The organism is Pseudomonas sp. GW458-11-26-14-LB4 (genome assembly GCF_059423925.1).
Window position 1 is genome coordinate 270,278 of sequence record NZ_JBWKYU010000007.1, and the last position, 22,594, is coordinate 292,871.

Annotated in this window: 26 protein-coding genes; 10 read left to right on the forward strand and 16 right to left on the reverse strand. The window is 61.0% G+C overall.

The features are described 5' to 3' along the window. Positions 1–29: 29 nt before the first annotated feature. From AC07XZ_RS12110 to AC07XZ_RS12135, 6 genes are all read right to left on the reverse strand, one after another. Entirely contained in the window at positions 30–596 is a 567-nt protein-coding gene (locus tag AC07XZ_RS12110; RefSeq protein WP_102686430.1) for a DUF6162 family protein, read from the reverse strand. Next, positions 593–934 carry a hypothetical protein gene (locus AC07XZ_RS12115; protein ID WP_102686429.1) on the reverse strand — a complete coding sequence of 114 codons (342 nt, stop codon included), beginning with the start codon at positions 932–934 and terminating at the stop codon, positions 593–595. Before AC07XZ_RS12115 ends, AC07XZ_RS12110 begins: the two co-directional genes overlap by 4 nt. Next, complete coding sequence (locus AC07XZ_RS12120; RefSeq protein ID WP_102686428.1) at positions 931–1,470, reverse strand: PA2404 family protein; 540 nt, start codon at positions 1,468–1,470, stop codon at positions 931–933. Before AC07XZ_RS12120 ends, AC07XZ_RS12115 begins: the two co-directional genes overlap by 4 nt. After that, a complete protein-coding gene (locus AC07XZ_RS12125) occupies positions 1,467–2,669 on the reverse strand; it encodes a PepSY-associated TM helix domain-containing protein (protein WP_102686427.1) in 1,203 nt (400 codons plus the stop codon). The genes AC07XZ_RS12120 and AC07XZ_RS12125 overlap by 4 nt, the downstream gene beginning before the upstream one ends. Positions 2,670–2,922: 253 nt before the next feature. Further along, positions 2,923–3,798: an alpha/beta fold hydrolase gene (locus AC07XZ_RS12130; protein WP_102686426.1), complete on the reverse strand. Its 876-nt coding sequence runs from the start codon at positions 3,796–3,798 to the stop codon at positions 2,923–2,925. 142 nt (positions 3,799–3,940) lie between these two features. After that, the gene (locus tag AC07XZ_RS12135; RefSeq protein ID WP_085744920.1) at positions 3,941–4,399 is read right to left on the reverse strand and encodes a VOC family protein; all 459 of its coding nucleotides are present in this window, start codon (positions 4,397–4,399) and stop codon (positions 3,941–3,943) included. Positions 4,400–4,682: 283 nt separating this feature from the next. Here AC07XZ_RS12135 and AC07XZ_RS12140 point away from each other — a divergent pair, with 283 nt between their 5' ends. The 3 genes from AC07XZ_RS12140 to AC07XZ_RS12150 all read left to right on the forward strand — a co-directional run bounded on the left by AC07XZ_RS12140 (position 4,683) and on the right by AC07XZ_RS12150 (position 7,408). Next, positions 4,683–5,897: an SfnB family sulfur acquisition oxidoreductase gene (locus AC07XZ_RS12140; protein WP_102686425.1), complete on the forward strand. Its 1,215-nt coding sequence runs from the start codon at positions 4,683–4,685 to the stop codon at positions 5,895–5,897. A gap of 2 nt (positions 5,898–5,899) precedes the next feature. Next, a complete protein-coding gene (locus AC07XZ_RS12145; RefSeq protein WP_085744918.1) occupies positions 5,900–6,565 on the forward strand; it encodes a methionine ABC transporter permease in 666 nt (221 codons plus the stop codon). 72 nt (positions 6,566–6,637) lie between these two features. After that, positions 6,638–7,408 (forward strand): MetQ/NlpA family ABC transporter substrate-binding protein, encoded by a 771-nt coding sequence (locus AC07XZ_RS12150; protein WP_039770347.1) that lies wholly within the window; start codon positions 6,638–6,640, stop codon positions 7,406–7,408. A 36-nt stretch (positions 7,409–7,444) separates the two neighbouring features. On the opposite strand, the gene soxR is transcribed toward AC07XZ_RS12150, so the two are convergent. Next, a complete protein-coding gene (gene soxR, locus AC07XZ_RS12155) occupies positions 7,445–7,903 on the reverse strand; it encodes a redox-sensitive transcriptional activator SoxR (protein ID WP_102686424.1) in 459 nt (152 codons plus the stop codon). A gap of 90 nt (positions 7,904–7,993) precedes the next feature. Here soxR and AC07XZ_RS12160 point away from each other — a divergent pair, with 90 nt between their 5' ends. Then, positions 7,994–8,359 carry an antibiotic biosynthesis monooxygenase gene (locus AC07XZ_RS12160; RefSeq protein WP_007955823.1) on the forward strand — a complete coding sequence of 122 codons (366 nt, stop codon included), beginning with the start codon at positions 7,994–7,996 and terminating at the stop codon, positions 8,357–8,359. Here AC07XZ_RS12160 and AC07XZ_RS12165 read toward each other — a convergent pair. The 4 genes from AC07XZ_RS12165 to msuE are packed head-to-tail and all read right to left on the reverse strand — an operon-like array spanning position 8,356 to position 12,400. Then, a complete protein-coding gene (locus AC07XZ_RS12165; RefSeq protein WP_102686423.1) occupies positions 8,356–9,459 on the reverse strand; it encodes a sigma-54 interaction domain-containing protein in 1,104 nt (367 codons plus the stop codon). The two genes, AC07XZ_RS12160 and AC07XZ_RS12165, sit on opposite strands and share 4 nt — an antisense overlap. Positions 9,460–9,482: 23 nt before the next feature. After that, positions 9,483–10,670: an acyl-CoA dehydrogenase family protein gene (locus AC07XZ_RS12170; RefSeq protein WP_102686422.1), complete on the reverse strand. Its 1,188-nt coding sequence runs from the start codon at positions 10,668–10,670 to the stop codon at positions 9,483–9,485. A 10-nt stretch (positions 10,671–10,680) separates the two neighbouring features. Continuing rightward, positions 10,681–11,826 carry an FMNH2-dependent alkanesulfonate monooxygenase gene (gene ssuD, locus AC07XZ_RS12175; RefSeq protein WP_102686421.1) on the reverse strand — a complete coding sequence of 382 codons (1,146 nt, stop codon included), beginning with the start codon at positions 11,824–11,826 and terminating at the stop codon, positions 10,681–10,683. Positions 11,827–11,836: 10 nt separating this feature from the next. Beyond that, on the reverse strand, positions 11,837–12,400 hold the full coding sequence (msuE, locus tag AC07XZ_RS12180; protein ID WP_064378551.1) for an FMN reductase: 564 nt from the start codon (positions 12,398–12,400) through the stop codon (positions 11,837–11,839). Positions 12,401–12,788: 388 nt separating this feature from the next. On the opposite strand from msuE, the gene AC07XZ_RS12185 reads away from it, so the two are divergent. From AC07XZ_RS12185 to AC07XZ_RS12200, 4 genes are all read left to right on the forward strand, one after another. Next, a complete protein-coding gene (locus AC07XZ_RS12185; protein ID WP_085744911.1) occupies positions 12,789–13,058 on the forward strand; it encodes a hypothetical protein in 270 nt (89 codons plus the stop codon). 101 nt (positions 13,059–13,159) lie between these two features. Further along, complete coding sequence (locus AC07XZ_RS12190; protein ID WP_007955835.1) at positions 13,160–13,774, forward strand: LysE family translocator; 615 nt, start codon at positions 13,160–13,162, stop codon at positions 13,772–13,774. 206 nt (positions 13,775–13,980) lie between these two features. Continuing rightward, positions 13,981–15,147 (forward strand): aminotransferase class V-fold PLP-dependent enzyme, encoded by a 1,167-nt coding sequence (locus tag AC07XZ_RS12195; protein ID WP_102686420.1) that lies wholly within the window; start codon positions 13,981–13,983, stop codon positions 15,145–15,147. A gap of 57 nt (positions 15,148–15,204) precedes the next feature. After that, positions 15,205–17,013, forward strand: coding sequence for an aminopeptidase P family protein (locus AC07XZ_RS12200; RefSeq protein WP_102686419.1), 1,809 nt, complete (start codon positions 15,205–15,207; stop codon positions 17,011–17,013). On the opposite strand, the gene AC07XZ_RS12205 is transcribed toward AC07XZ_RS12200, so the two are convergent. Further along, a complete protein-coding gene (locus AC07XZ_RS12205) occupies positions 17,006–17,914 on the reverse strand; it encodes a LysR family transcriptional regulator (protein ID WP_102686418.1) in 909 nt (302 codons plus the stop codon). The two genes, AC07XZ_RS12200 and AC07XZ_RS12205, sit on opposite strands and share 8 nt — an antisense overlap. Before the next feature lie 112 nt (positions 17,915–18,026). Here AC07XZ_RS12205 and AC07XZ_RS12210 point away from each other — a divergent pair, with 112 nt between their 5' ends. Further along, entirely contained in the window at positions 18,027–19,025 is a 999-nt protein-coding gene (locus tag AC07XZ_RS12210) for a zinc-dependent alcohol dehydrogenase family protein (protein ID WP_102686417.1), read from the forward strand. Here AC07XZ_RS12210 and AC07XZ_RS12215 read toward each other — a convergent pair. Together AC07XZ_RS12215 and AC07XZ_RS12220 are read right to left on the reverse strand one after the other, a co-directional pair. After that, on the reverse strand, positions 19,022–19,612 hold the full coding sequence (locus AC07XZ_RS12215; RefSeq protein ID WP_102686416.1) for a 2-hydroxychromene-2-carboxylate isomerase: 591 nt from the start codon (positions 19,610–19,612) through the stop codon (positions 19,022–19,024). The genes AC07XZ_RS12210 and AC07XZ_RS12215 overlap by 4 nt on opposite strands. A gap of 33 nt (positions 19,613–19,645) precedes the next feature. Continuing rightward, positions 19,646–20,374, reverse strand: coding sequence for an SDR family oxidoreductase (locus AC07XZ_RS12220; RefSeq protein WP_102686415.1), 729 nt, complete (start codon positions 20,372–20,374; stop codon positions 19,646–19,648). A 91-nt stretch (positions 20,375–20,465) separates the two neighbouring features. Between AC07XZ_RS12220 and AC07XZ_RS12225 the strand changes: the two genes are divergently transcribed. Beyond that, positions 20,466–21,035, forward strand: coding sequence for a TetR/AcrR family transcriptional regulator (locus tag AC07XZ_RS12225; protein ID WP_102686414.1), 570 nt, complete (start codon positions 20,466–20,468; stop codon positions 21,033–21,035). Between the two features lie 10 nt (positions 21,036–21,045). Here the strand turns inward: AC07XZ_RS12225 and AC07XZ_RS12230 are convergent, their stop codons facing one another. Continuing rightward, the gene (locus AC07XZ_RS12230) at positions 21,046–21,327 is read right to left on the reverse strand and encodes a hypothetical protein (RefSeq protein ID WP_007955851.1); all 282 of its coding nucleotides are present in this window, start codon (positions 21,325–21,327) and stop codon (positions 21,046–21,048) included. A gap of 168 nt (positions 21,328–21,495) precedes the next feature. Further along, positions 21,496–22,383: a threonine/homoserine exporter RhtA gene (gene rhtA / locus AC07XZ_RS12235; RefSeq protein ID WP_085744902.1), complete on the reverse strand. Its 888-nt coding sequence runs from the start codon at positions 22,381–22,383 to the stop codon at positions 21,496–21,498. Positions 22,384–22,594 lie beyond the last annotated feature (211 nt).

Here is a 22,594-nt window from a genome sequence, read left to right on the forward strand (position 1 = left end):
GCGGTCTTCTCTCGAATGAAGGCGAGGGTTCAATGACGATGTTCGCGGGTCACCCCGGCATCGAATTGCGCGACGATCTGTTTCCAGCCGGCGGCGGACAGCGCTGCGTCGGACAGGTCTGCCGGCGCTTGCAGGTCGGTGGCGCGGTTGAGCCAGATGTCCGGCGCGGCGTCGTTCAGGCGCATCAGAAACGAACCGGCCACAGCCGGTGCCTGGCTGTGGCCGAAGTAGGCGCGGTCGGCCAGCAACTGCCAGGCATGACCACCTCGACTGACCGAGCTGGCGTCCTGGGCAAACGGGGCGAAACCTTCGTCCGCCAGGTTCTGCGGGGTCGGCAGTGTTTGCTGTTCTTCGCACAACAGGTGGATCTCGTCGAGGGTCACCCGCAGATCCGCATAGATGCCTTGCTCGCTGGCGCCTAGGTCGCGGCGGGCGTCCAGTTGATGGCTGGAAACCGGCTCCGGTTCGTGGGAAACGCCGCGCCATGCGACTACCGATCCGGCGACGGTGAGGATCAACAGACACATCAGCAGCACATTGAGGGTTTCGTGCCCGGCACCGGCCGGGCGTACAACCTGGGTGGTCGGCGTGGTCATGGGGCTTCGATATCCGCTTGGTCGATTTCGACCACGTGGCCAGGGCCGGCGTCGAACAGCACGTAGAACTCGGCGCCGGGTTTCTTGAAGGTCAGGGTCGAATCGGCGCCGAGCTTGCCTGGCACCAGAATGGTTTCGTCATAGCCGATCACGTCGAGGGTTACCCCCGGCGCGCCGCTGCCGTCGGAGAAGCCGCCGGTGCATTTGATCTGCTCGGCGTCGATGGCCTTGCACTCGCACATCGGGTTGTGGGCCAGGGCGCCTGTGCTGAAACCGGCAGACAGCACCACCAAGGCAGCGCTCAGCTGCAGGCGGAAGGGGCGTTGGGCATGACTCATGGTTTGGCTCCTTGTTTGTTCAGCCAGGCGAGGGTGGCAGGCGAGGCCTGGCGCAGCGGAATCGAGGCCTGGTGCATGCTGCCGTCCCAGCCTTCCATGGTGATCCACAGTTCGGCGTCGGCAGCGGTCTTTTCCGGCACCGGCAACTGGGTGCCCATGCGGTACGGCGTGCCGAAGAAAATCACCCCGGCCGCGCGCAGGCTGCGAGGTTTGCCGATGCGCAGGTACGTCGCCTTGACGTGGTCGACACAGGCGTCGCAGAGGGCGGCGCTGAAATCTTTCATGTAGCCGGCGGGGCCGGTCAGGATCGGGGCCTGATTGCGCAGTTCGGCCAGTCGCAGGCTCCAGGGGCCGACCTGGATTTCGCCGATCTCCCGTTCACCCAGTCCGCTGTCACCACGAAACAGCGAAGCATCGGCGAAGTATTTGGGCATGAAACCGAGCGGGATCAGCAGCAACAGGACGTTGAGGTGGAAACGCCATTTGTGCCAGAACCGGTTCAGGCGCGACGGTGGTGTTATTCCAATGTGGCTCACGGACGCACCTCCGAAGGTTCATGTCGGGACGTCGATCGCGGCGCGACCTTGCGGTTTCTCTTGTCTTCGCGCTTGAGTGCGTTGAGCGTGGCCAGGGCGGTGCGCTTGGTCCAGATCAGGAGGCCGCTGAGAACCATCATGCTCAGCAGCAGGCCGAAGAAGAACCAGATCAGCTTGATCCAGATTCCGCCGAAATCGCCGGTGTGCAGCGGACGCATCGATTCGGTGACGAACTCCAGGGCGGAGCGGTCGGACAGCAGTCGCGAGGCGGCAATGTCACCGTTGTAAGGGTTGAGCGTGGCGGTCTGGAACATCAGTGGATACCAGCCACGACCACCGACACTCATGTGGCTGTAGGCGTTGCCGGGCAGGCTGACGAAACTGGCTTCCAGCCCCGGGATCTTTTGTTGAGCGATCTCGATGGCCGAGTCGAGACTGATCCGCGGTGGCGGTGTGCCGTCGGCGGAGATCGGCACACTTTCCCTGGACATCGCCGGGATGATCGGTTCGCTGGAAATGGAAATCTGGAAGTCGAACAGCAGGGCGCGGATCAGGAACCACACGCCGGTAATGGAAATCACCGCGATGAACCAGATCGACCAGATGCCGCTGAGGCGGTGAAAGTCGCCCCAGAAAATCCGCGCACCGTGGCGAATGCGCAGGGTCGGGCGGAGAAAGCCTTTCCAGAAGCGCTTGTACACCACCAGCCCGGTTACCAGCGAAGCGAGCATCGGCAGGCCGAGGAACGACACCAGATACCAGCCCCAGCTGAAGCCGTTGGTGAACGGCACCAGCCACCAGCCATGCAGTGCGCGGGTGAACGCCTTGAAGTTGAAGGTTGGCGCGGGGCCCTGGATGACCCCGGTGTACGGGTTGACGTAGACCGTCAGCGAACGCCCGTCGGGGTAGCTGACCTCGACGTCGAGGGCAAAGTGCGATTCGTCCGGACGACTGACGCTTTGCACCACGGTCTGCGGTTCGGCCTTCTTGATCGCGGCCAGGACCTGATCGTAGCTGAGCAACGGTGCTTCGTCCGATGGGGCACTGGCGCGCATTTGCGGGTTGGCCAGCCAGACGATTTCCTGGCTGACCACTGCCAGGGTGCCGGTGACGCAGACGATCAGAACGAAAAACCAGATCGGCAACGCCAGCCAGCTGTGTACCAGGAACCACAGTTTCGAGCGGGATTTCTTCGACATGATGACGGGTCTTGTTTCAGTGAGAGGGAGCGGTACTACGGGCTTCGCAGCACGGGAGTCCCCTGAAAGGCCGGTCGTGGCTTTTGCCTACGCGACCAGCCCGCATTTCTATAAGACGGATGACCGAAGCAAATCCCGATAAACGATATGAAAGTAAATGTTTCGCGATTGCAGGTGGCTGTCGCGTGGGCGGATTTTTGCGGGGGAGGCGAAGCAGTCCGGCAGCGCATGCCGCCGGATTGAAGGAGGGGAATCAGCGGAGAAAGTCGAGTGCTTCGGTCAGCAACAATTCGGGCACTTCTTCGGCGAGGTAATGCCCGGCAGGCAAAGCCTTGCCCCGTACATCAGTGGCAACTTGTTGCCATTCCCCCAGCGGATCGAAGCAGCGACCGACGGTGCCCTCGGCGCCCCACAGCACGAGTAACGGCAGGTTCAGATGGCGGCCGACAGCAAGGTCGGCGCGGTCATGTTCCAGGTCGATGCCGGCACTGGCGCGGTAGTCCTCGCAGATCCCCCGAGCGCTGCCGGGACGTTCCAGGCAACGCCGATATTCGCTGAATGCCTCGTCGGTAAAGGGTGCAAGCCCGGCGCTGCGGCTGCCCATGACACTGCGCAGATAACCTTCGGGATCGGCTTCGATCAAAGTTTCCGGCAACGGCGCCGGGCGGATCAGGAAGAACCAGTGCCAGTAGGCCCGGGCAAAGGCTTCGTTGGTCTGGCTGTACATTGCCAGGGTCGGCGCGATGTCGAGCAGGACCATGCGCTGTACAACCTCGGGATGATCGAGCGCCAGGCGATGGGCAACCCGCGCACCACGGTCATGGGCAAGGATCGAGAACTGCTCGAAGCCCAACGCCTTCATCAATTCCACGCCGTCGCGGGCCATCTCGCGTTTGGAATAGTTGAGGTGAGCCTCATCGGCCGGCGGGCGACTGCTGTCGCCATAACCGCGCAGGTCGGCGGCGATCACCGTGAAGTGCTCCGCCAGTTGCTCGGCGATCTTGTGCCAGATGACGTGGGTCTGCGGGTGCCCGTGCAACAGCAGCAGGCCCGGGCCGCTGCCTTTGAGGCGGTAGCTGATGTCCACACCGTTGACGTGGCGCTGGTCTTTGACGAATCCGGCAAACATCGGGTGATCCTTTATTCAGGCGAGTGGCCTGCATCCTGAAATCGCCGGGCGTTCATGACAAGACGTGAAGCGTGGTTCGACGGTTCATGAATCGTGTTCGCCCATCCCCGCGCGCTGCGCGGGAATGGACAACCTGGCTTTGCTAACCCTGCTGGAACATCTCCTTCGCCCGCTGCTCGATTTGCGCCTGGGTCAGGTCTTCCTTGCGCGTGGCCAGGAACCACAGATGCCCGTACGGATCTTTCAACGTCCCGCTGCGGTCGCCGTAGAACTGATCCTTGACCTCGGACACCGAGGTCGCGCCGGCCTCCAGCGCACGCTGAAAGGATTTGTCGACATCGGTCACGTACAGATGCAGACCGACCGACACCGCTGTGTCCGGATTGCTCAACGGACCTTGATCGCATGGCGAGCCGAGCATGATCGCGCTGTCGCCGATGCGCAGTTCGGCGTGGCCGATGCCGCCGTCGGGCATGCTCAGGCGCATGACTTCGGTGGCACCGAACGCCTTTTTATAGAAGTCGATGGCTTCGGCAGCTTTGTGAATGCCGAGGTACGGGGTAATGCTGTGGTACCCCTCGGGAATGGGTTTGACGCTCATGGCGATACTCCCTGTTATTTGTTGCCTGGTTTTTATTAGTGGTTGAAGGTGTGCCTTCGCCGGGGTTGCCGGTCGCTCAACTATAGATCCGTGCCGCCGTCGTGACCGAGTAGCCGACGAGCAGGCCTCGCACTGTTCAGCCATCGACAGCGAAGCAACAGAATGCGCAAGTTTTCATCGCCAAACGCCCTGAAGTTCCGTTGCAGCCCCCGTAAAACAAGGCCTTTTCGTCAGGCACAGAAGCTGCAATGACCCGGTACAACACCGATACCGAGAGTCATCCATGTCTGAATCTGCCGTTTATCCGATCAACCCGCCGACCGCCCACCGGATCGCCGACGACGCCGAAGCCTTGCGCGTGGCTGCACAGGTCGCCGCCGTCTTGCAGGAACACGCCGCCGAGCGTGACCGCAACCGCGAAGTACCCGCCGAGATCGTCGATCTGTATTCCAACAGTGGCCTGTGGGGCATCACCGTGCCGAAGGAATACGGCGGCGCGCAGGTGTCCTGTGCGGTGCTGGCGCAAGTGATCGCGATCATTTCCGCCGCCGATCCGTCCCTCGGGCAGATCCCGCAAAACCATTACTGCCTGCTCGAAGACATCCGCCTGCAAGGCACCCTGGCGCAGCAGGCGCATTTCTTTGAGCTGGCGCTGCAAGGTCATCGTTTCGCCAACGCGTTGTCGGAAACCGGCGGCAAGAATGTGCAGGATATTCAGGCGACCCTCCGTCGTTATGGCGACGGCTTCGTGATCAACGGCCGCAAGGGCTACTGCACCGGTTCGCTCTACGCCCACTGGCTGGCGGTGCTGGCGCTGGATGAAGAACAGAAGGGCCAGTTGGCCTTCGTCGAGCGCGGCACGAAAGGGCTGGTGATCATCGATGACTGGGACAGCATCGGCCAGCGCACTACCTCCAGCGGCACGGTGCTGGCGCAGGATTTACAAGTGGCACCGTTCAATCTGTTCCCGACGTACCGTTCCTACGAGAACCCGACCCTGGCCGGGCCGTTCGCCCAGTTGACCACCGCTGCCATCGACGCCGGCATTGCCCGTGCGGCGCTGCGCGATACGGTCGAATTTGTCCGCCAGTTCGCCCGGCCATGGATCGATGCGGGTGTGGACAAGGCCAGCGAAGATCCGCTGACCATCATTCAGATCGGCGCACTGGAAATCCGTCTGGAAGCCGCCGAGGCGTTGCTGGAACGCGCCGGTTGGGCGCTCGACGCCGCACGTCCGGCACCCGATGAAGACAACGTCGCACTGGCGTCACTCGCGGTAGCCAAGGCCAAAGTGCTGACCACCGAAATCGCCATCGAGGCCAGCAACAAGTTGTTCGAACTCGGCGGCACCCGTTCGACCCTGAAGAAGCACAACTTCGACCGCCACTGGCGCAACGCCCGGGTTCACACGCTGCATGATCCGGTGCGCTGGAAGTACCACGTGGTCGGCAACTGGCTGCTCAACGGCGTCAAACCGCCGCGCCACGACTGGTCCTGATCATGGCCGAGTGGTTCAAACACATTTACTGGGCCGACATCGCCCAGGCCTGTCTCGACACCCTGAGCATGCTCGGCGCGGCGCTGCTGTTCACGGTGTTGTTGGGCTTGCCGCTGGGGCTGCTGTTGTTTCTCACCGGCAAACGCCAGTTGCATGAAATGGTCGGCCTGTACCGGGTGCTGTCGGTGATCGTGAACATGCTGCGTTCGCTGCCTTTCATCATTTTGCTGATCGTGCTGATTCCACTCACCACGCTGCTGGTGGGTACGTCGCTGGGCGTGCCCGGGACCATTCCGCCGCTGGTGGTCGGCTGCACGCCGTTCTTTGCGCGGCTGGTGGAAACCGCGTTGCGCGAAGTCGATCGCGGCGTGGTCGAGGCGACCCAGGCGATGGGCGCCAACACCTGGCAAATCATTCGCCACACCTTGCTGCCGGAAGCCCGCGGCGGGTTGCTGGCGGCGGTGACGGTCACCGCCATCGTGCTGGTGGATTACACGGCGATGGCCGGCGTGATCGGTGGCGGCGGGCTCGGCGATCTGGCGATCCGCTACGGATATCAGCGCTTTCAGACTGACGTGATGGTAGTCACCGTGGTGTTGCTGCTGATTCTGGTGCAGGCCCTGCAAATGACCGGCGACCGCCTGGTGGCGCACTACAGCCGACGCTGAAAAAACAAGTTCACCCATAAAGGCCCCACGTTCACCCCACGACGGCCACTCAAATCTGCCTTGGAGCACAGCATGAAAAAGACCCTGGCCGTACTGGCTGCCGTTCTGTCGTTTGGCGCCCATGCCAACGAAAAACTGATCGTCGGTGCCACCCCGGTGCCGCACGCGGAAATCCTCGAATTCGTCAAACCGACCCTGGCCAAGGAAGGCGTGGATCTGGACATCAAGGTCTTCACCGACTTCATCCAGCCCAACCAGCAACTGGCGCTGAAAAACCTTGACGCCAACTACTACCAGTACCGGCCGTTTCTCGATGATTTCAACAAGACTCGCCACACCGATCTGGTGCCGGTGGTCGGGGTGCACATCGAACCGTTCGGTGCTTACTCGACCAAGATCAAGAACATCTCGGAGCTGAAGGACGGCGCCAGCGTGTCGATCCCCAATGACCCGGTAAACACCGGTCGCGCCTTGGTGCTGCTGCACGAGGCGGGGCTGATCAAGCTCAAGGATCCGAGCAACACCCTGGCCACCCAGCGCGACATCGTCGAAAACCCCAAGCACCTGAAAATCCGTGAGCTGGAAGGCGCGTTGCTGGCTCGTTCAGTGAGTCAGGTGGACCTGGCGTTCGTGTTCGCCAACTACGCGCTGGAAGCCGGGATCGACACCAACAGCGCGCTGATCGTCGAGAAAGGCAAGAGCCTGTACATCGAGTTTCTGGTCGCGCGTCCCGACAACATCAACGACCCGGGCCTGCAGAAACTGGCCAAGGCGTTGAATTCCGATGAAGTGCGTCAGTTCATTCTGACCCGCTACAAAGGGCAGATTGCGCCGGGCTTCTGATGGATCGAATTGAGGGTTCCCACGGCATGGGAACCCTCACTTGGGTACGTCGAGAAAGTGCGCCCCCGGCCCTTGCTCGCCCAGCACATCGCCCTGATTGCGCAGCGGGCAGGCTTCCATCGACAGGCATCCGCAACCGATGCAACCGGTCAGCCGGTCCCGCAACAGCATCAACTGATTGATCCGCTCGTCCAGCTCCCGCCGCCACTGCTCCGACAACACTTTCCAATCCGCCGCCGTCGGCGCGCGGTTGTCCGGTAGCTGTTTTAACGCCTCGCCGATTTCCGCCAGCGGAATGCCCAGGCGTTGCGCCACTTTGATCAACGCGACCCGCCGCAGCACTTCCCGTGGATAACGCCGCTGGTTGCCGGCATTGCGCTGGCTTTTGATCAAACCCTTGGATTCATAAAAGTGCAGGGCGGTGACCGCCACGCCGCTGCGGGCCGCGACTTCGCCCACGGTCAATTGTTTGTGCACATTTTGCGCAGTGATCATCTGCAAATTGCCCCTTGACCTCTAGTTAACTCGAGGTTTTACCCTGCAGGCCTTCGAATCGCAAGATTCGTCTGACAGAGTGGGGATGTCATGCAAGCACCAGCGAAAAACCGCAGCTTTACCCAATTGATCGAATTTGAAATCGAACCCGGCCAGCAACCGGCGCTGGTCTCGGCGCTGGCGGTGCAGACCGAACGTCTGGCCCAGCGTTACGCCGGTTTCGTCAGCGCCAGCGTCCAGGCCAGCGACGATGGCCGGCGAGTGTTGAGCTTTCTGCAATGGCAGTCCCGCGAGGCGGGGGAGGCGGCGTTCCAGAGTTTCGAAACCGGTGAGCAGGATTTCTGGCAACTGATCCGCACGCATCAGGCGCGAACCGTGACCTTCGGTTCATTCCAGGTGCTGAGCAGCATCGCCCGCAGTCACGACGATGGTTTGCACTGCCAACTGGTCGGCTAGATCGACAGCTGGATCAAGCGCTCGCCTTGCAGGTTTTCCGTGGGCCGCCGCTTGTTCACCGCCAGTTCGCCGATCTTGATCAGCCGCGTGCGGGTGACGTTGCGGCTAAGTCCGAGCAGGGACGCGGTGTGCACCTGGTTGTAATGGCAGAAGCGATAAGCTGCGCGCAGCAACGCGTCTTCGACCTTCTCATGCAGGGCGCCGGCCTGTTGTTCGAAGAGTTTCTGGAAGGCGCGTTCCAGCAGCGCTTCCGGTGAGTCGTCGGCAGTCGTGTGCTGATCGTCGGGACGATCAATGCGCAGGTTCGACAGGCGCAGATCATCGCGTTCGATCACGCCGTTACGGCAGATCAACAGCGTGTGATGGATGACGTTTTCCAGTTCGCGGATGTTGCCCGGCCAACTGTAGCCGCGCAGCTTGTGCTCGGCGCCGGGGCTGATGGTGATGCGTCCGTAACCCAGGCGCTGACTGTAGGCCGCGATGAAATGCCGGGTCAGCGGCAGGATGTCGCCGGGCCGCTCGCGCAACGGGCTCAGTTCCAGATTGACCACGTTCAGCCGGTAATACAGATCCTCGCGGAAATGCCCGGCGTTGATGGCTTTCTCCAGTTGCACGTTGGTTGCCGCCAGCACCCGCACATCGATGGGGATGCTCTTGCGCGAACCCAGGCGCACCACTTCACGCTCCTGCAAGACCCGCAGCAACTTGACCTGAATGGCCATCGGCAGATCGCCGATTTCATCGAGGAACAAAGTGCCGCCATCCGCCTCTTCGAACCAACCGGCCTTGGCGCTGAGGGCACCGGTGAAGGCGCCTTTTTCGTGGCCGAACAGTTCGGCTTCCACCAGCGATTCGGAAAACGCCCCGCAGTTCACCGCAATGAACGGTCGGTTGCGCCGGTTGCTCAGGTTGTGGATGTGCCGCGCCACCAACTCTTTGCCGGTGCCGGTTTCGCCGATGATCAGCACACTGGCTTCGCTCGGCGCGACCTGTTGCAGATGCGCAAGCAGGGCCTGGGATTTCGGGTCTTCGAACACCTGGGCGGTGGCGCGAATCGAAGTGGCCAGGGCGGGTGAGGGCGGCAGGGTCAGCAGTTGCATGGGTCTCGCTCCACGAAAGGAAATCAGGAATAGAACGTCGGCACCGGCAGGGACTGGTTCAGTGCCCAGTCGCCCAGCTCGTGGAGTTTGTAATCCAGCGGGTCGTGCAGGGTTTGCGTGCGCAGGTTGCGCCAGTGTCGGTCGAGGCGCAGCGAGGCGTGGGTCGAACGGGCGCCGGTGACTTCGAACAATCGGCTGCAAATCTCCAGGCCCTGGCGGCTGGCGGCGACCTTCGCTGTGGCAATCGCCGTGGCCAGATGGCCGCGTTCTTCGGCGCTCAGGTTCGGGCCTTTGGCCCAGGCCTCGTCGAGCAACGCAGCGGCGCGTTCCACCAGCAATCGGATGCCTTCGAGGGCGACCCAAAACTCGCCGTAATGGGCCAGCACATAAGGATCCTCACGTACCTCGCGCACCGAGGATTTGTGCCAGACACGGGTTTCGCTGAGGGTGTATTGCCGCGCTTCTTCAAAAGCCCCTTCGGCAATGCCGAGAAACATGTGGGTGAACGTCAGTTGTGCGATCAACGGGCGCAGACAGGCGAACGGTGTACTCAGCGGCCCCGGATCCAGCAGCAGTTCCGATTCTTCGACCCGCACCCGTTCGAACGTGGCGCTGCCGCTGTCGGTCTGGCGCTGGCCGATGTTGTTCCAGTCGTTGTGCAGGGTGATGCCGCTGCGGCCGCTGGGGATTGCCGCGATCAGCAGTTTGCCGCCGTTGCTTTCGTCCACCGCCGAGGCGATCAGCATTTGCGAATCGCTGGCGCCGGAGCAGAAGCTTTTCTTGCCGGAAAACTCGCGCCAGCCGCCCAGATCCTTGACCACGGTGCGGGTGTCCAGCGGATTGAGCGCGTTGCCCCAGAACCAGTTCTGCCGCGCGGTCTGTTCGAACCACGGTTGCCATTGTTCCGGGCGGGAAAACAGCCGCACGGTGGCGAGCATCAAATGATGAAAACCGAAGACGTGGGCGATCGAGCTGTCGACCCTGGCGAACTCGCGCACCACTTCCAGCGTTTCGCTCCAGCGCGCGCCGAGGCCGCCGTAACGGGTGGGAATGCTCAGGGCCAGCAGACCGCTGTCGCGCAGGGCATCACGTTCGGCTTTCGGGGTGCCGCCACGCTCGTCGCGCTCGACGGCGGTCAGGGCAAATTCGGCGGCCAGTTGGCGGGCGGTCTGCAATGGGGAGAGCAGGGTGCTTTGCGGTTTGGCAGTCACTCGGTCTTCCTCAGGTGTTGGCTTTGGCGGGCAAAACATCGTTGGCGATCATTTCGCCAAACGGCCCGGTGAGGTTGGTCACGCCGCGTCCGGCCAGGCTTGCATACGGCTCGGGCAACAACGGGAACACCAGCTCGGCAAAGCGGTAGGCCTCTTCGAGATGCGGGTAGCCGGAGAAGATGAAGCTCTCGATGCCCAGATCCGCGTATTCCTTGATTCGCGCCGCCACCTGCTGCGGATCGCCGACCAATGCAGTACCGGCACCGCCGCGCACCAGGCCGACGCCGGCCCACAGGTTGGGGGCGATTTCCAGGTTGTCGCGGCGCCCGTCGTGCAGGGCGGCCATGCGCCGCTGGCCTTCGGAGTCGAAGCGCGAAAAGGATTTCTGCGCGGCCTCGATGGTTTCGTCGCTGATGTGCTCGATCAGTTTGTCGGCGGCTTTCCAAGCTTCTTCGGCGGTCTCGCGCACGATCACGTGCAGGCGGATGCCGAACTTCACTTTGCGCCCGTGACGCGCGGCGCGTTCGCGTACATCGGCGAGTTTTTCGGCGACGGCGGCCGGTGGTTCGCCCCAGGTCAGGTACACGTCAACCTGCTCGGCGGCCAGATCGTGGGCCGCGTCGGAGGAGCCGCCGAAGTACAGCGGTGGATAGGGTTTCTGCACTGGCGGATACAGGGCTTTGGCGTTCTGCACCTTCAGGTGTTTGCCTTCGAAATCCACCGCTTCGCCTTGCAACACCCGGCGCCAGATTTTCAGGAATTCGTCGGTGACTTCGTAGCGTTCGCTGTGGCTGAGGAAACTGCCGTCGCCACGGTTTTCGTCGGGGTCACCGCCGGTCACAACGTTGATCAGCAAGCGGCCATTGGACAGTCGATCCAGGGTCGCGGCCATGCGCGCCGAGACGGTCGGCGAGATGATTCCCGGACGGATCGCCACCAGATAACGCAGGCGTTCGGTGAGCGGCACCAGCGCCGAGGCGATCACCCACGAGTCTTCGCAGGAACGCCCTGTGGGAATCAGCACGCCGTGGTAACCGAGGCTGTCGGCGGCTTGCGCCACCTGTTTCAAGTAATTGAGGGTGACCGGGCGCGCGCCTTGGGTGGTGCCCAGATAGTGACCGTCGCCGTGGGTCGGCAGGAACCAGAAAACATCCATGAACAGCTCCTTAAGCGATTTTCAGCAACGGTTTGAGGTGAGTGCCGAACAGCGGCGCCGCGCGTTCGGCGGCCAGGCGGATGCGCGCTTTTAGCGGTTCGCTGGTGATCTGGTAGTCGGCGAAATCGGCTTCGGTGGCGTACACACCGATCGGCAGGGTCACGGCCTGGAAGAAACTGAACAGCGGGCGCAACTGGTGATCGAGCACCAGCGCATGGCGTTCGCTGCCACCAGTGGCGGCGAGCAGCACAGGTGTGTCGATCAGCGCATTCAGGTCGATCAGGTCGAACAAATGCTTGAGCAGCCCCGGATAGGAGCCGCGATACACCGGCGCGGCGACGATCAGCAGATCAGCCTGTTCGATGGCCTGCAGCTCGGCTTCGATCTCGGCCGGCAGTTCTTGACGGGACAGTGCGGCGCCCAGCGGGCGGGCGATGTCACCGAGTTCGATCAGGTGACTCTCGACCGGCAGGTGCCCGGACAATTCGGCCAGCAGGGCCTGGGTCAGCACCAGGGTGCGGGACGGACGCCAGGTTCCGCCGGACAGGGCGACGACTTTCAGTGGACGCGACATGGTCAGTTCCTTTTTCAACAGTTGCTCGGCGAGCAGTGAGTAGTCACTGGAGCAGAGCAAGCGCTGTACCAATTCCTGTAAGGCCCGTATTCCGGGGCTTTGAGCGTTTTCGGTGGCTGTGCTCATGTGACTTTCAGGCCGGTTTGTTGAACCACTGTTGCCTGGGAAACAGTTGCTGGAGCAACAGTGCCGAACGCGATGAGGGATTTATAAAGGCTGACTTTTATTCCGTAAAAGACTGTTAATTGATATTGATAGGTCTTTTTAGAATATAAAGGGGAATACTGTTCGAATTCTGATAGCCACTATTGAGAGCGTTGATTTCTGCCAAAGCGTGCCCGGGCGTAGCCTTTCTCCATCGACCCACACTGCTCGCCAGGACGCTCCCATGAATCGTTTACTGACTGTTTCGCTGATGCTCGCTGTCTCCGTTCTCGCCGGTTGCGCGAGCCATGTTTCCCCGGAACTGCGCCCTTACACGGCGGAAGAAACCCGCGAACTGGCCCTTGAAACCTTGAACCGTCGCGGTCTTTCCTTCGAGGAATATCATGCGAAAAAAGCCGAATTGCTCGGCCAGCCACAGAAGACTTTCGGGTTTGATAGCAAAGGTGAGATGAGCGCCGAGCGGGCCGTACAGCTGCACGGTCGTCCAAGCTGATTCGTAACTGTACTGCTTGAAGTTTTACCCAACTGTCCGTGGGTTTGCACGGCGCCGTGGGATAGGGTCAACACCTGAATGACCCTGACGGACTGCCTGCCATGACCCTCTCGCTCGACCTGCTGCTGGGCTTCGCCCTGTTTGCCCTTGTCACCTCGATCACACCGGGGCCGAACAACACCATGTTGCTGGCATCGGGCGTGAACTTCGGCTTTAACCGCACCATTCCCCATATGCTCGGCATTACCTGCGGTTTCTTCGTGCTGGTGGTGGCGGTGGGTTTTGGCCTGGGCGCGGTGTTTCAGACTTATCCGCTGCTTTATACGGTTCTGCGTTACGTCGGCGCGGCGTACTTGCTGTACCTGGCGTGGAAAATCGCCCATTCCGGCCCCGTCGGCGACAGCGAGCAGGGCGAGGCAAAACCGATCAGCTATCTCGGTGCGGCAGCCTTCCAGTGGGTCAATCCCAAGGCGTGGATCATGGCCATCGGTGCCATCAGCACCTATACGCCGATGCAGGGTTATTTCACCAACGTGATCGTGATTGCGGCAGTGTTCGCCATCATCAACCTGCCGAGCGTCGGCGTCTGGGCCGCGTGCGGGACTCTGTTGCGCAACGTACTGAAGGATCGCCGCTGGTTGCGGGTGTTCAACTGGGGTATGGCGGCGCTGCTGGTGATTTCGCTGTATCCGTTACTCCTTGAAAGCTTTAGCTGACGCAGTGCTACAACCGCCGGCCTGATGCCTGTTAAAGTCGCGTTCAGGAGCGTTCCTACGCACTTTTAAATGAAGTTGTTCTTCTTTAACGGCATCCGATCAGGTATTGATGACGCTCTCGAACCCGGACGCAGCTCACAAGGCTGCGTCGTGCCGTTTGTAGACACGAGCTTCCTGATCCCGGAACACGCTCTGCGAGTCTTTTTATGAACACACGTCCGCTGTATTTCGATTACGCCGCCACCACTCCGGTGGACGAGCGGGTCATCCAGGTGATGATCGAGTGTCTGGGTTTCAACGGTAACTTCGGCAACCCGGCCTCCAGTTCCCACGCCTTCGGCCAGCAGGCCCGGCAAACGGTCGAGAACGCTCGCCGGCAAGTCGCCGAACTGGTCGGCGCCCAGGCGCAGCAGATCGTCTGGACCTCCGGCGCTACAGAATCCAACAACCTCGCCCTTAAAGGCGTGGCTCAGGCTCGTGGTGTGTCCGGCGGGCACATCATCACCAGTCAGATTGAACACAAGGCCATCCTCGACACCGCCCGGCAATTGCAGGACGCCGGTGTCGCCGTGACCTATCTGGTACCGGACGCCGAAGGCCTGATTACCCCGCAAGCGGTCAGCGAAGCGATGCGCGATGACACCTTTCTGGTGTCGCTGATGCTGGTCAACAACGAACTCGGCACCGTCAACGACATCCCGGCCATCGGCGAAGTGGTGCGTGGGCGTGGAGCGTTGTTCCACGTCGATGCGGCCCAGGGCGCCGGCAAGGTCGCGATCGATCTGGCGCAATGGCCGGTGGATCTTATGTCGTTCTCGGCGCACAAGCTCTACGGCCCCAAAGGCATCGGCGCGCTGTACGTCGGTCCGCGTGCGCAGCAGCGGTTGCAGGCGCAGATTCACGGTGGTGGCCACGAGGGCGGCTTGCGTTCCGGTACCCTGGCGACTCACCAGATTGCTGCCATGGGCTCGGCATTCGCCTTGGCCGCCGAGGCGTTTGATGACGAGAAGAAAACCATCGTTGCGTTGCGCGAGCGACTACTCGAACAACTGTTGAGCCTGCCTGGCGTACGCCTCAATGGCAGTTCCACCCAACGTATCCCGCACACCTTGAGCCTGACCTTCAGCGAAGGCGAGTTCAATCCGGCGGCGCTGAACCATTCGATCGCGTTTTCCGCGACCTCGGCCTGCAATTCCGCCAGCAACACACCGTCCCACGTCTTGCTGGCACTGGGGCATGACGCCCACCTGGCGGGACGCACGATTCGTCTGAGCCTCGGTCGTTTCACCACCGCCGAGGACATCGACAAGGCTGTAGATCTGATCAAGACCGCCTGCGCCAGTGCTCCGGCATTCTGGGCGACAGGGCTTTAACGAGCCGGCTTCGAACGGCACCGAACAATAACGATGAAGTGATTGGCAGGAGACATGATGAGTACCCAGACTTTGACCGAAGGAACGGTTCCCCAGCGCCTCGCGCACACCCGTGAACTGATGCGTCGCGAAGGTATCCACGCGTTGCTGGTGCCGTCCGCCGATCCGCACCTGTCGGAATATCTGCCGGGTTACTGGCAGGGCCGGCAATGGCTGTCGGGTTTCCATGGCTCGGTTGGCACATTGATTGTCACCACCGATTTCGCCGGGGTCTGGGCCGACAGTCGCTACTGGGAACAGGCGACCAAGGAACTCAAGGGCAGCGGCATTGAGCTGGTGAAACTGCAACCGGGTCAGCCGAGCCCGCTGGACTGGCTGGCCGAGCAGACACCGAAAGGCGGCGTGGTCGCGGTCGACGGCGCAGTGATGGCCGTCGCATCGGCGCGTACGCTGGGCAGCAAGCTCGAAGCGCGGGGCGCCAGTCTGCGTACCGACATCGACTTGTTGAAAGAAGTCTGGAGCGATCGCCCGGCGCTGCCGAATGCGCCGATCTACCAGCACCTGCCACCGCAGGCGACTGTCAGCCGTGGCGAGAAACTCGGCAAACTGCGCGAAACCCTGCAGGAGCGCGGTGCTGACTGGCACTTCATCGCCACCCTCGACGACATCGCCTGGCTGTTCAACCTGCGCGGCGGCGATGTGTCGTTCAATCCGGTATTCGTTTCCTTCGCGCTGATCAGCCAGCAACAAGCCACGCTGTTTGTGGCACTGAGCAAGGTCGATGCTGAGCTGCGTGCCGTGCTGGAAAAAGACGGCGTGACCCTGCGTGACTACAGCGAAGTCGCTGACGCCTTGCGTGCTATTCCGAGTGGCGCGAGCCTGCTGGTGGATCCGGCGCGGGTCACCAGCGGTCTGCTGGATAACCTCGACACTGGCGTGAAGCTGGTCGAAGGCCTGAACCCGACCACACTGGCCAAGTCGCAGAAGAGCCTGGCGGATGCCGGGCACATTCGTCAGGCGATGGAGCAGGATGGCGCGGCGCTGTGCGAGTTTTTCACCTGGCTGGAATCGGCCTGGGGTCGCGAGCGCATTACCGAGCTGACCATTGACGAGAAACTCACTGCTGCTCGTGAGCGTCGTCCGGATTATGTGTCGCTGAGTTTCAACACCATCGCCGCATTCAACGCCAACGGCGCGATGCCGCATTACCACGCCACCCCGGAGGAGCACGCGGTGATCGAGGGTGATGGATTGTTGCTGATCGATTCCGGTGGTCAATACCTGGGCGGCACTACCGACATCACGCGCATGGTGGCTGTTGGTACGCCAACCGAAGAGCAGAAGCGCGATTGCACTCGTGTGCTGAAAGGCGTGATTGCCTTGTCCCGCGCACATTTCCCGAAAGGCATTCTGTCGCCGCTGCTGGATGCGATTGCCCGCGCGCCGATCTGGGCAGAGAACGTCGACTATGGTCATGGCACCGGCCACGGCGTGGGTTATTTCCTCAACGTTCACGAAGGTCCGCAGGTGATCGCCTATCAGGCGGCGCCGGCGCCGCAAACTGCCATGCAACCAGGGATGATCACTTCCATTGAACCGGGCACTTATCGTCCGGGCCGCTGGGGTGTGCGGATCGAGAACCTGGCGATGAACGTTGAAGCGGGAAGCAGCGAGTTCGGCGAGTTCCTCAAGTTCGAAACCCTGACCCTGTGCCCGATCGACACTCGCTGCCTGGAGCCGTCGTTGCTGACGCAGGAAGAGAAACAGTGGTTTAACGCCTATCACGCCGAAGTGCGCGAGCGCCTGAGTCCGCTGCTTGAAGGCGCGGCACTGCAATGGTTGAACACGCGTACTGCTGCTATTTAACAGGTTGAAGCTCGGGCGCTGCAGCCAGCGCCTGGGTCATGAAATCGACAAACGCGTTGACCCTGGCGGACTGGCGACGGTTCGCCGGGGACACGGCGTGAATCGGCAGCGGTAACGTCTGGTAGTCCTGCAACAGGGCGACCACTCGACCCGCCTTCAAATCTTCGCTGAACAGCCAGACCGGTGACAGCGAAATCCCCAATCCTCCCAAGACCATTTCTCGGATCGCTTCCGAGTTGTTGCTCTGGGCGTTGCCCTGGATGCGTACGTCGTGGTGCTGGCCATCCCTCTCGTAGGTCCACAGGTTCTGAGTGCTGAGCAGGTTGAATTGCAGGCAGTTGTGCTGCGCAAGATCCTGAGGTGATTGTGGGTGACCGTTGCGTTGCAGGTAATCGGGCGTCGCCACCGTGAGCCGGTGGGTGGTGCCGATGCGTCGGGCGATCATGCCGCTGTCGTTCAGCTCACCGATGCGCAGGCTGACGTCCAGGCCTTCGCTGACCAGATCCAGATTCTGATCGCTCAGTTGCAGGTCGATCTGCACCTGCGGATAGCGCTGCAGAAATTCCGCCAGTCGCGAGGCGATCTGCAAACGGCCGAAACTGACGGAGGAGCCAATCCGTAAAGGACCGGCCACGGTTTCCCTGCCGGACTGGAAACTGTGCTCGGCGGCATCCACGGCGGCGAGGATATTTCGGCATTCGTTGTAGTACCGCTGACCTTCATCGGTCAGTGACAGCTTGCGTGTACTGCGGGCAATCAGCTTGCCGCCCAATTCATTCTCAAGGGCGCGCAGGACTTTGCTGATGGTCGGCTGGGTGGTGTGCAGTTCCCGGGCAACGGCGGAGAAACTGCCGCGTTCGACCACCCGGACGAAGATGGCCATTGCGTTGAGCTTGTCCATGAAGCGCCTCATTCATGCCGATTCGGCATGCTCACTATAGTCATTTGACGTCTTATCGGCATGGGTCTGCTGCGGGAGCATGGCTTCACTTTCTCCCACAGGAATGACCGAAATGACTGACTCACTCAACATGAAAGCCCTGATAGTGGACACCGCGAACGGGCCGTTACGCTTGGTTTCCCTTGAGCGCCCCGTGGCAGAGGCCGGGCAGGTACTGGTGCGGATCAAGGCCAGCGGTGTGAATCCGCTGGATCTGAAAATCCGTGCGGGGCAGGCCGCCCATGCCCGGCAACCGTTGCCGGCGGTATTGGGGCTGGATCTGGCGGGTGTGGTCGAAGCGGTGGGTGAGGGCGTGCAGAATTGGGCGCCGGGCGACGAGGTGTATGCGTTGGCCACAGGCATTGGTGGCGCGCAAGGTTCGTTGGCCGAGTTTGCAGTGGTGGACGCACGACTGCTGGCGCGTAAGCCTTTGAACCTGAGCCCGCGCGAGGCCGCGAGCCTGCCATTGATATTGGTCACGGCGTGGGAAGGCCTGGTGGATCGGGCTCGGATGAGTGCGGGGCATAAAGTATTGATTCACGGTGGAGCGGGCGGCGTCGGGCATGTGGCTGTACAACTGGCCCGTGCATTCGGTGCTGAAGTGTATGCAACGGGTTCTGCGGGACAACGCTCGATCATCGAGGGGTATGGCGCGACGTTCATTGATTATCGAGAGAGCTCGGTGGAGAACTATGTCGCCGAGTTCACGGCGGGGGAGGGGTTCGACATTGTCTATGACACGGTCGGGGGCGATACGCTGGACGCCTCGTTCAAGGCCGCACGGATCTACAGCGGGCATGTACTCAGTTGCCTCGGTTGGGGGCAGCACAGTCTTGCGCCGTTGTCGTTTCGTGGGGCGACGTATTCGGGCGTGTTCACCTTGTTGCCGTTACTGACCGGCAGGGGCTGTGAGCATCATGGCGAGATTTTGCGACAGGCTGCCGCGCTGATTGAGTCCGGTCAGCTGCGACCTATGCTCGATCCGCATCGGTTCACGCTGGAAACCGCCGGAGAAGCCCATGAGCTGCTGGCAGCGAAAGCAGCTCAGGGGCGTGTGGTCGTGGAGATTTAGCGAAGGGCTTCCACAACGAAGTCGAGCCGGTCCTGACCGAAGAACAACTGGTTGTCGATGAACATGCTCGGCGCACCGAAGACGCCACGCTTCACGGCGGTTTCGGTGTTGTCTTTGAGCGCAGCCTTGACTGCTTCATCGTTGGTCAATGCCAGTACTTCTTCAGGATTGAAGCCATGTTCGGTGAGCACGGCGGCAACTGTTGACGGTTCATCAAGGGCGCGGCCTTCAACCCACAGCGCTTTGAACAGGCAATCGATGAACGCCTGAAAGCGATCGGGATCACGCAGTTGAATGCCGGTGACCGCACGCATCAACATCAGGGTATTGATCGGGAAATGCGGGTTGAATTTCAGGGGCACGCCGTAGCGTTTGGCGTAACGGTCCAGGTCCTGAAACATGTAACGACCCTTGGCCGGGATCATTGCCGGCGACGCGTTGCCGGTGGCTTTGAAGACGCCGCCCAGCAACATCGGAATGTAGATCAACTGGCTGCCGGTTTCAGCGCAGATTTTCGGCAGTTGGGTATACGCCAGGTAGGTGGCGGGGCTGCCGAGATCGAAATAGAACTCCACGGTTTTGCTCATGTTCGCTGCACTCTGTTTTTGTTATTGGGGGGATTACCAGCGCTCGTTCCACGGACGCAGATCCAGTTCGAACGTCCAGGCGTCCCGTGGCTGGCTATGCAGATACCAGTAGTTCTCGGCGATGTGGTCGGGATTGAGAATACCGTCCTGATCCTTGGTGGCATATTTGTCAGGGAAATTGTCGCGGATGAAGTCGGTATCGATGGCGCCGTCGACCACGACGTGGGCGACATGGATGTTCATCGGGCCAAGCTCTCTGGCCATGCTCTGTGCCAGAGCCCGGATACCGTGCTTGGCTCCGGCGAATGCGGCAAAGCCTGAGGCGCCGCGTAATCCGGCAGTTGCGCCGGTGAACAGGATAGTGCCGCGGCTACGGGTCACCATCCGTTTGGCGACTTCCCGGGCATTAAGGAATCCGGAGAAGCAGGCCATTTCCCAGATCTTGAAATACTTGCGTGCGGTTTCTTCGAGGATGCTGCAGGGCACGTTGGCGCCGATGTTGAAGACGAATGCTTCAATCGGCCCGAGGCGGGTTTCGATGTCTTCGATCAGCGCAATTACATCTTCTTCCTTGCGCGCATCGCAGGCAAAACCGTGGGCTTCACCGCCGTCCGCCTGAATCGCCTCCACCAACGGCTGCAATTTGTCGGCGCTGCGCCGCGTGACGCACGCGACGAAACCTTCCTTGGCGAACCGCTTGGCGATGGCGCCGCCCGTGGCATCACCTGCACCGACAACCAATACGACCTTCTTGTTATTCATGGGCGGATCCCTTTAGTAAACGATCGTTAAGTGAACGAACGTTATGCTAGGATTTGCTCAGCGTCAAGGCACTCAATGTGAGGACAAATACATGCGGTATTCCGCCGGTCACAAGCTGGAAACCAAAGAAAAGCTCCTGCAAAGCAGCTCGCTGTCTGCGAAAAAGACCGGGTTTTCATCAATGGGCGTCGATGGCCTGATGAAGGCGATCGGCCTGAGCGGGGCCGCGTTCTACAGCCATTTCTCGTCCAAGGACGCCCTGTTCGCGGCTATCGTCGAGCGCGAGTTGTGCCAGAGTCTTGAACGCTTGGGCGGGCAGGGTACGCAGGATCGCGAACGGCTGGAGCGGTGCCTGAAACTGTATCTGAACATGGCCCATGTCGAGCAGCCTGAGCTGGGCTGCGCATTGCCTTCACTGGGCGCCGAGATAGCGCGGTCGGATATTGTTGTGCGGGAGCAGGCCGAGCTTTGGATTTGTAAGCTTCAGGAAAGTTGGGCGCAGATTCTGGAAAGCGACAGCCTGGCCTGGGCGATTCTGTCGCAATGTGTCGGGGCACTGGTGGTGGCGCGTATGTTGGCGTCACCGAAGATTCAGCAACGGGTGCTGAAGTCCTGTCATGAGGAGATCGGACACCAGCTCGCCGCTTCGCGAACGCACTAGTGGCGATGGTTTATTTGCAGATGACGATCATGCTGCGGCTGGTATAGCCGGCGGGGTTGAGGCCGAAGGGGTAATCACCCGGTTCTTCCACGGTATCGCCTGATTTGGCGATTACCTTGTAGCCCTTCGGCGCGCAAGAGTTTGCAGCGCTGGCGTAGCACTTGTCCCAAGAAGAGGACAACCCCGAACAGTTGATGTGCAGCCCTTTCTTGCCATGCTTGACCTGGGTCTTCGACGTCGCCGCGCAGCCCGCAACGGCGAGTATGGCGATCAGTATCAAAATTCGTTTCATTACCGTCCTTATGGCGGCCTCGAGTCTGGCGCTCGGGTCTGCCTGTATGCGCTCTCGCTTGACGCGTTCCGATGTCCCTATCCGAAAAAATCCATGTCTGGCATTGGGTTGCGAGGCTAAACATGGCCTAAATGAGCGCCAAATGCCAGACCTTCGTTCAATCCCCTTTTAATCCGCGGCGATGGCGGGTTTGGCAGTGCTGCCCATGGTCATGGTTGCACCGACGGAGGCCAGAATAATGCACAGGATCGCCATCCATTGTGACAAAGAAAGGTATTCCTGAAGGAATAGCAGGCCCGACAGCGCGCCAAAGGCCGGTTCGATGCTCATCAGCGTGCCGAAAGTGCGGGCGGGCATGCGGGTGAGGGCGACCATTTCCAGTGTGTAGGGGAGGGCGGTAGACAGGATCGCGACGCCGATAGCGATCGGGATCAATGCCGGAGTCAGCAGTGCGCTGCCGGCATGGACGATGCCGATGGGGGCGACGAACAGGGCTGCGATCATCACGCCAAGCGCTGCGGTGGTCACGCCGTTATCTGCGCCGGCCTTTTGGCCGAACAGAATGTATAGCGCCCAGCAAACGCCGGCTCCCAGTGCATAACCTGCACCGACCAGATCGATGCCCGCGGACGTAGCGCCAGTCGGTATCAATAGCAACAAGCCGATTGCAGCCAGGGCAATCCAAACAAAGTCGATTGCGCGACGTGAGGCATAGATGGCGACCGCCAGCGGGCCGGTAAACTCCAAGGCAACTGCGATGCCGAGCGGAACAGTGCGTAGCGACATATAGAAGAGGAAGTTCATCCCCCCCAGCGCCATCCCGTAGACAATCACTGTGCGCAGCGACTTGGCTGTCAGCTTCGCCCTCCAGGGTTTGAGCAGTAACAGCATGATCACGCTGGCGAAAATCAAACGCAGCGTCGTTGTGCCTTGGGCGCCCACGATGGGGAACATGCTTTTAGCCAGCGAAGCGCCGGACTGGATTGATGCCATAGCTATTAATAGAAGGCCAACCGGGAACAGGGTTGAGGCAAGGCTGCGAGGTTGGTCGTTCATTGCGTGGCATCATCCGAGGAAGTAGCTGGTGTGTTGGGCAATATAGTGCGCACTCACTGCGTTCGCGTCTATATAGGAGCAGCCTTTTTCCCTCTCTTGATAGAAAACGCAAATTAGGGGTTGACGGCAGATTTTGAGTCTCTATAATTCGCCCCACTTCCGGCGCAGTCGAAACGGAAAACTCCTTGAGATTCAATGAGTTAAGTAGGTT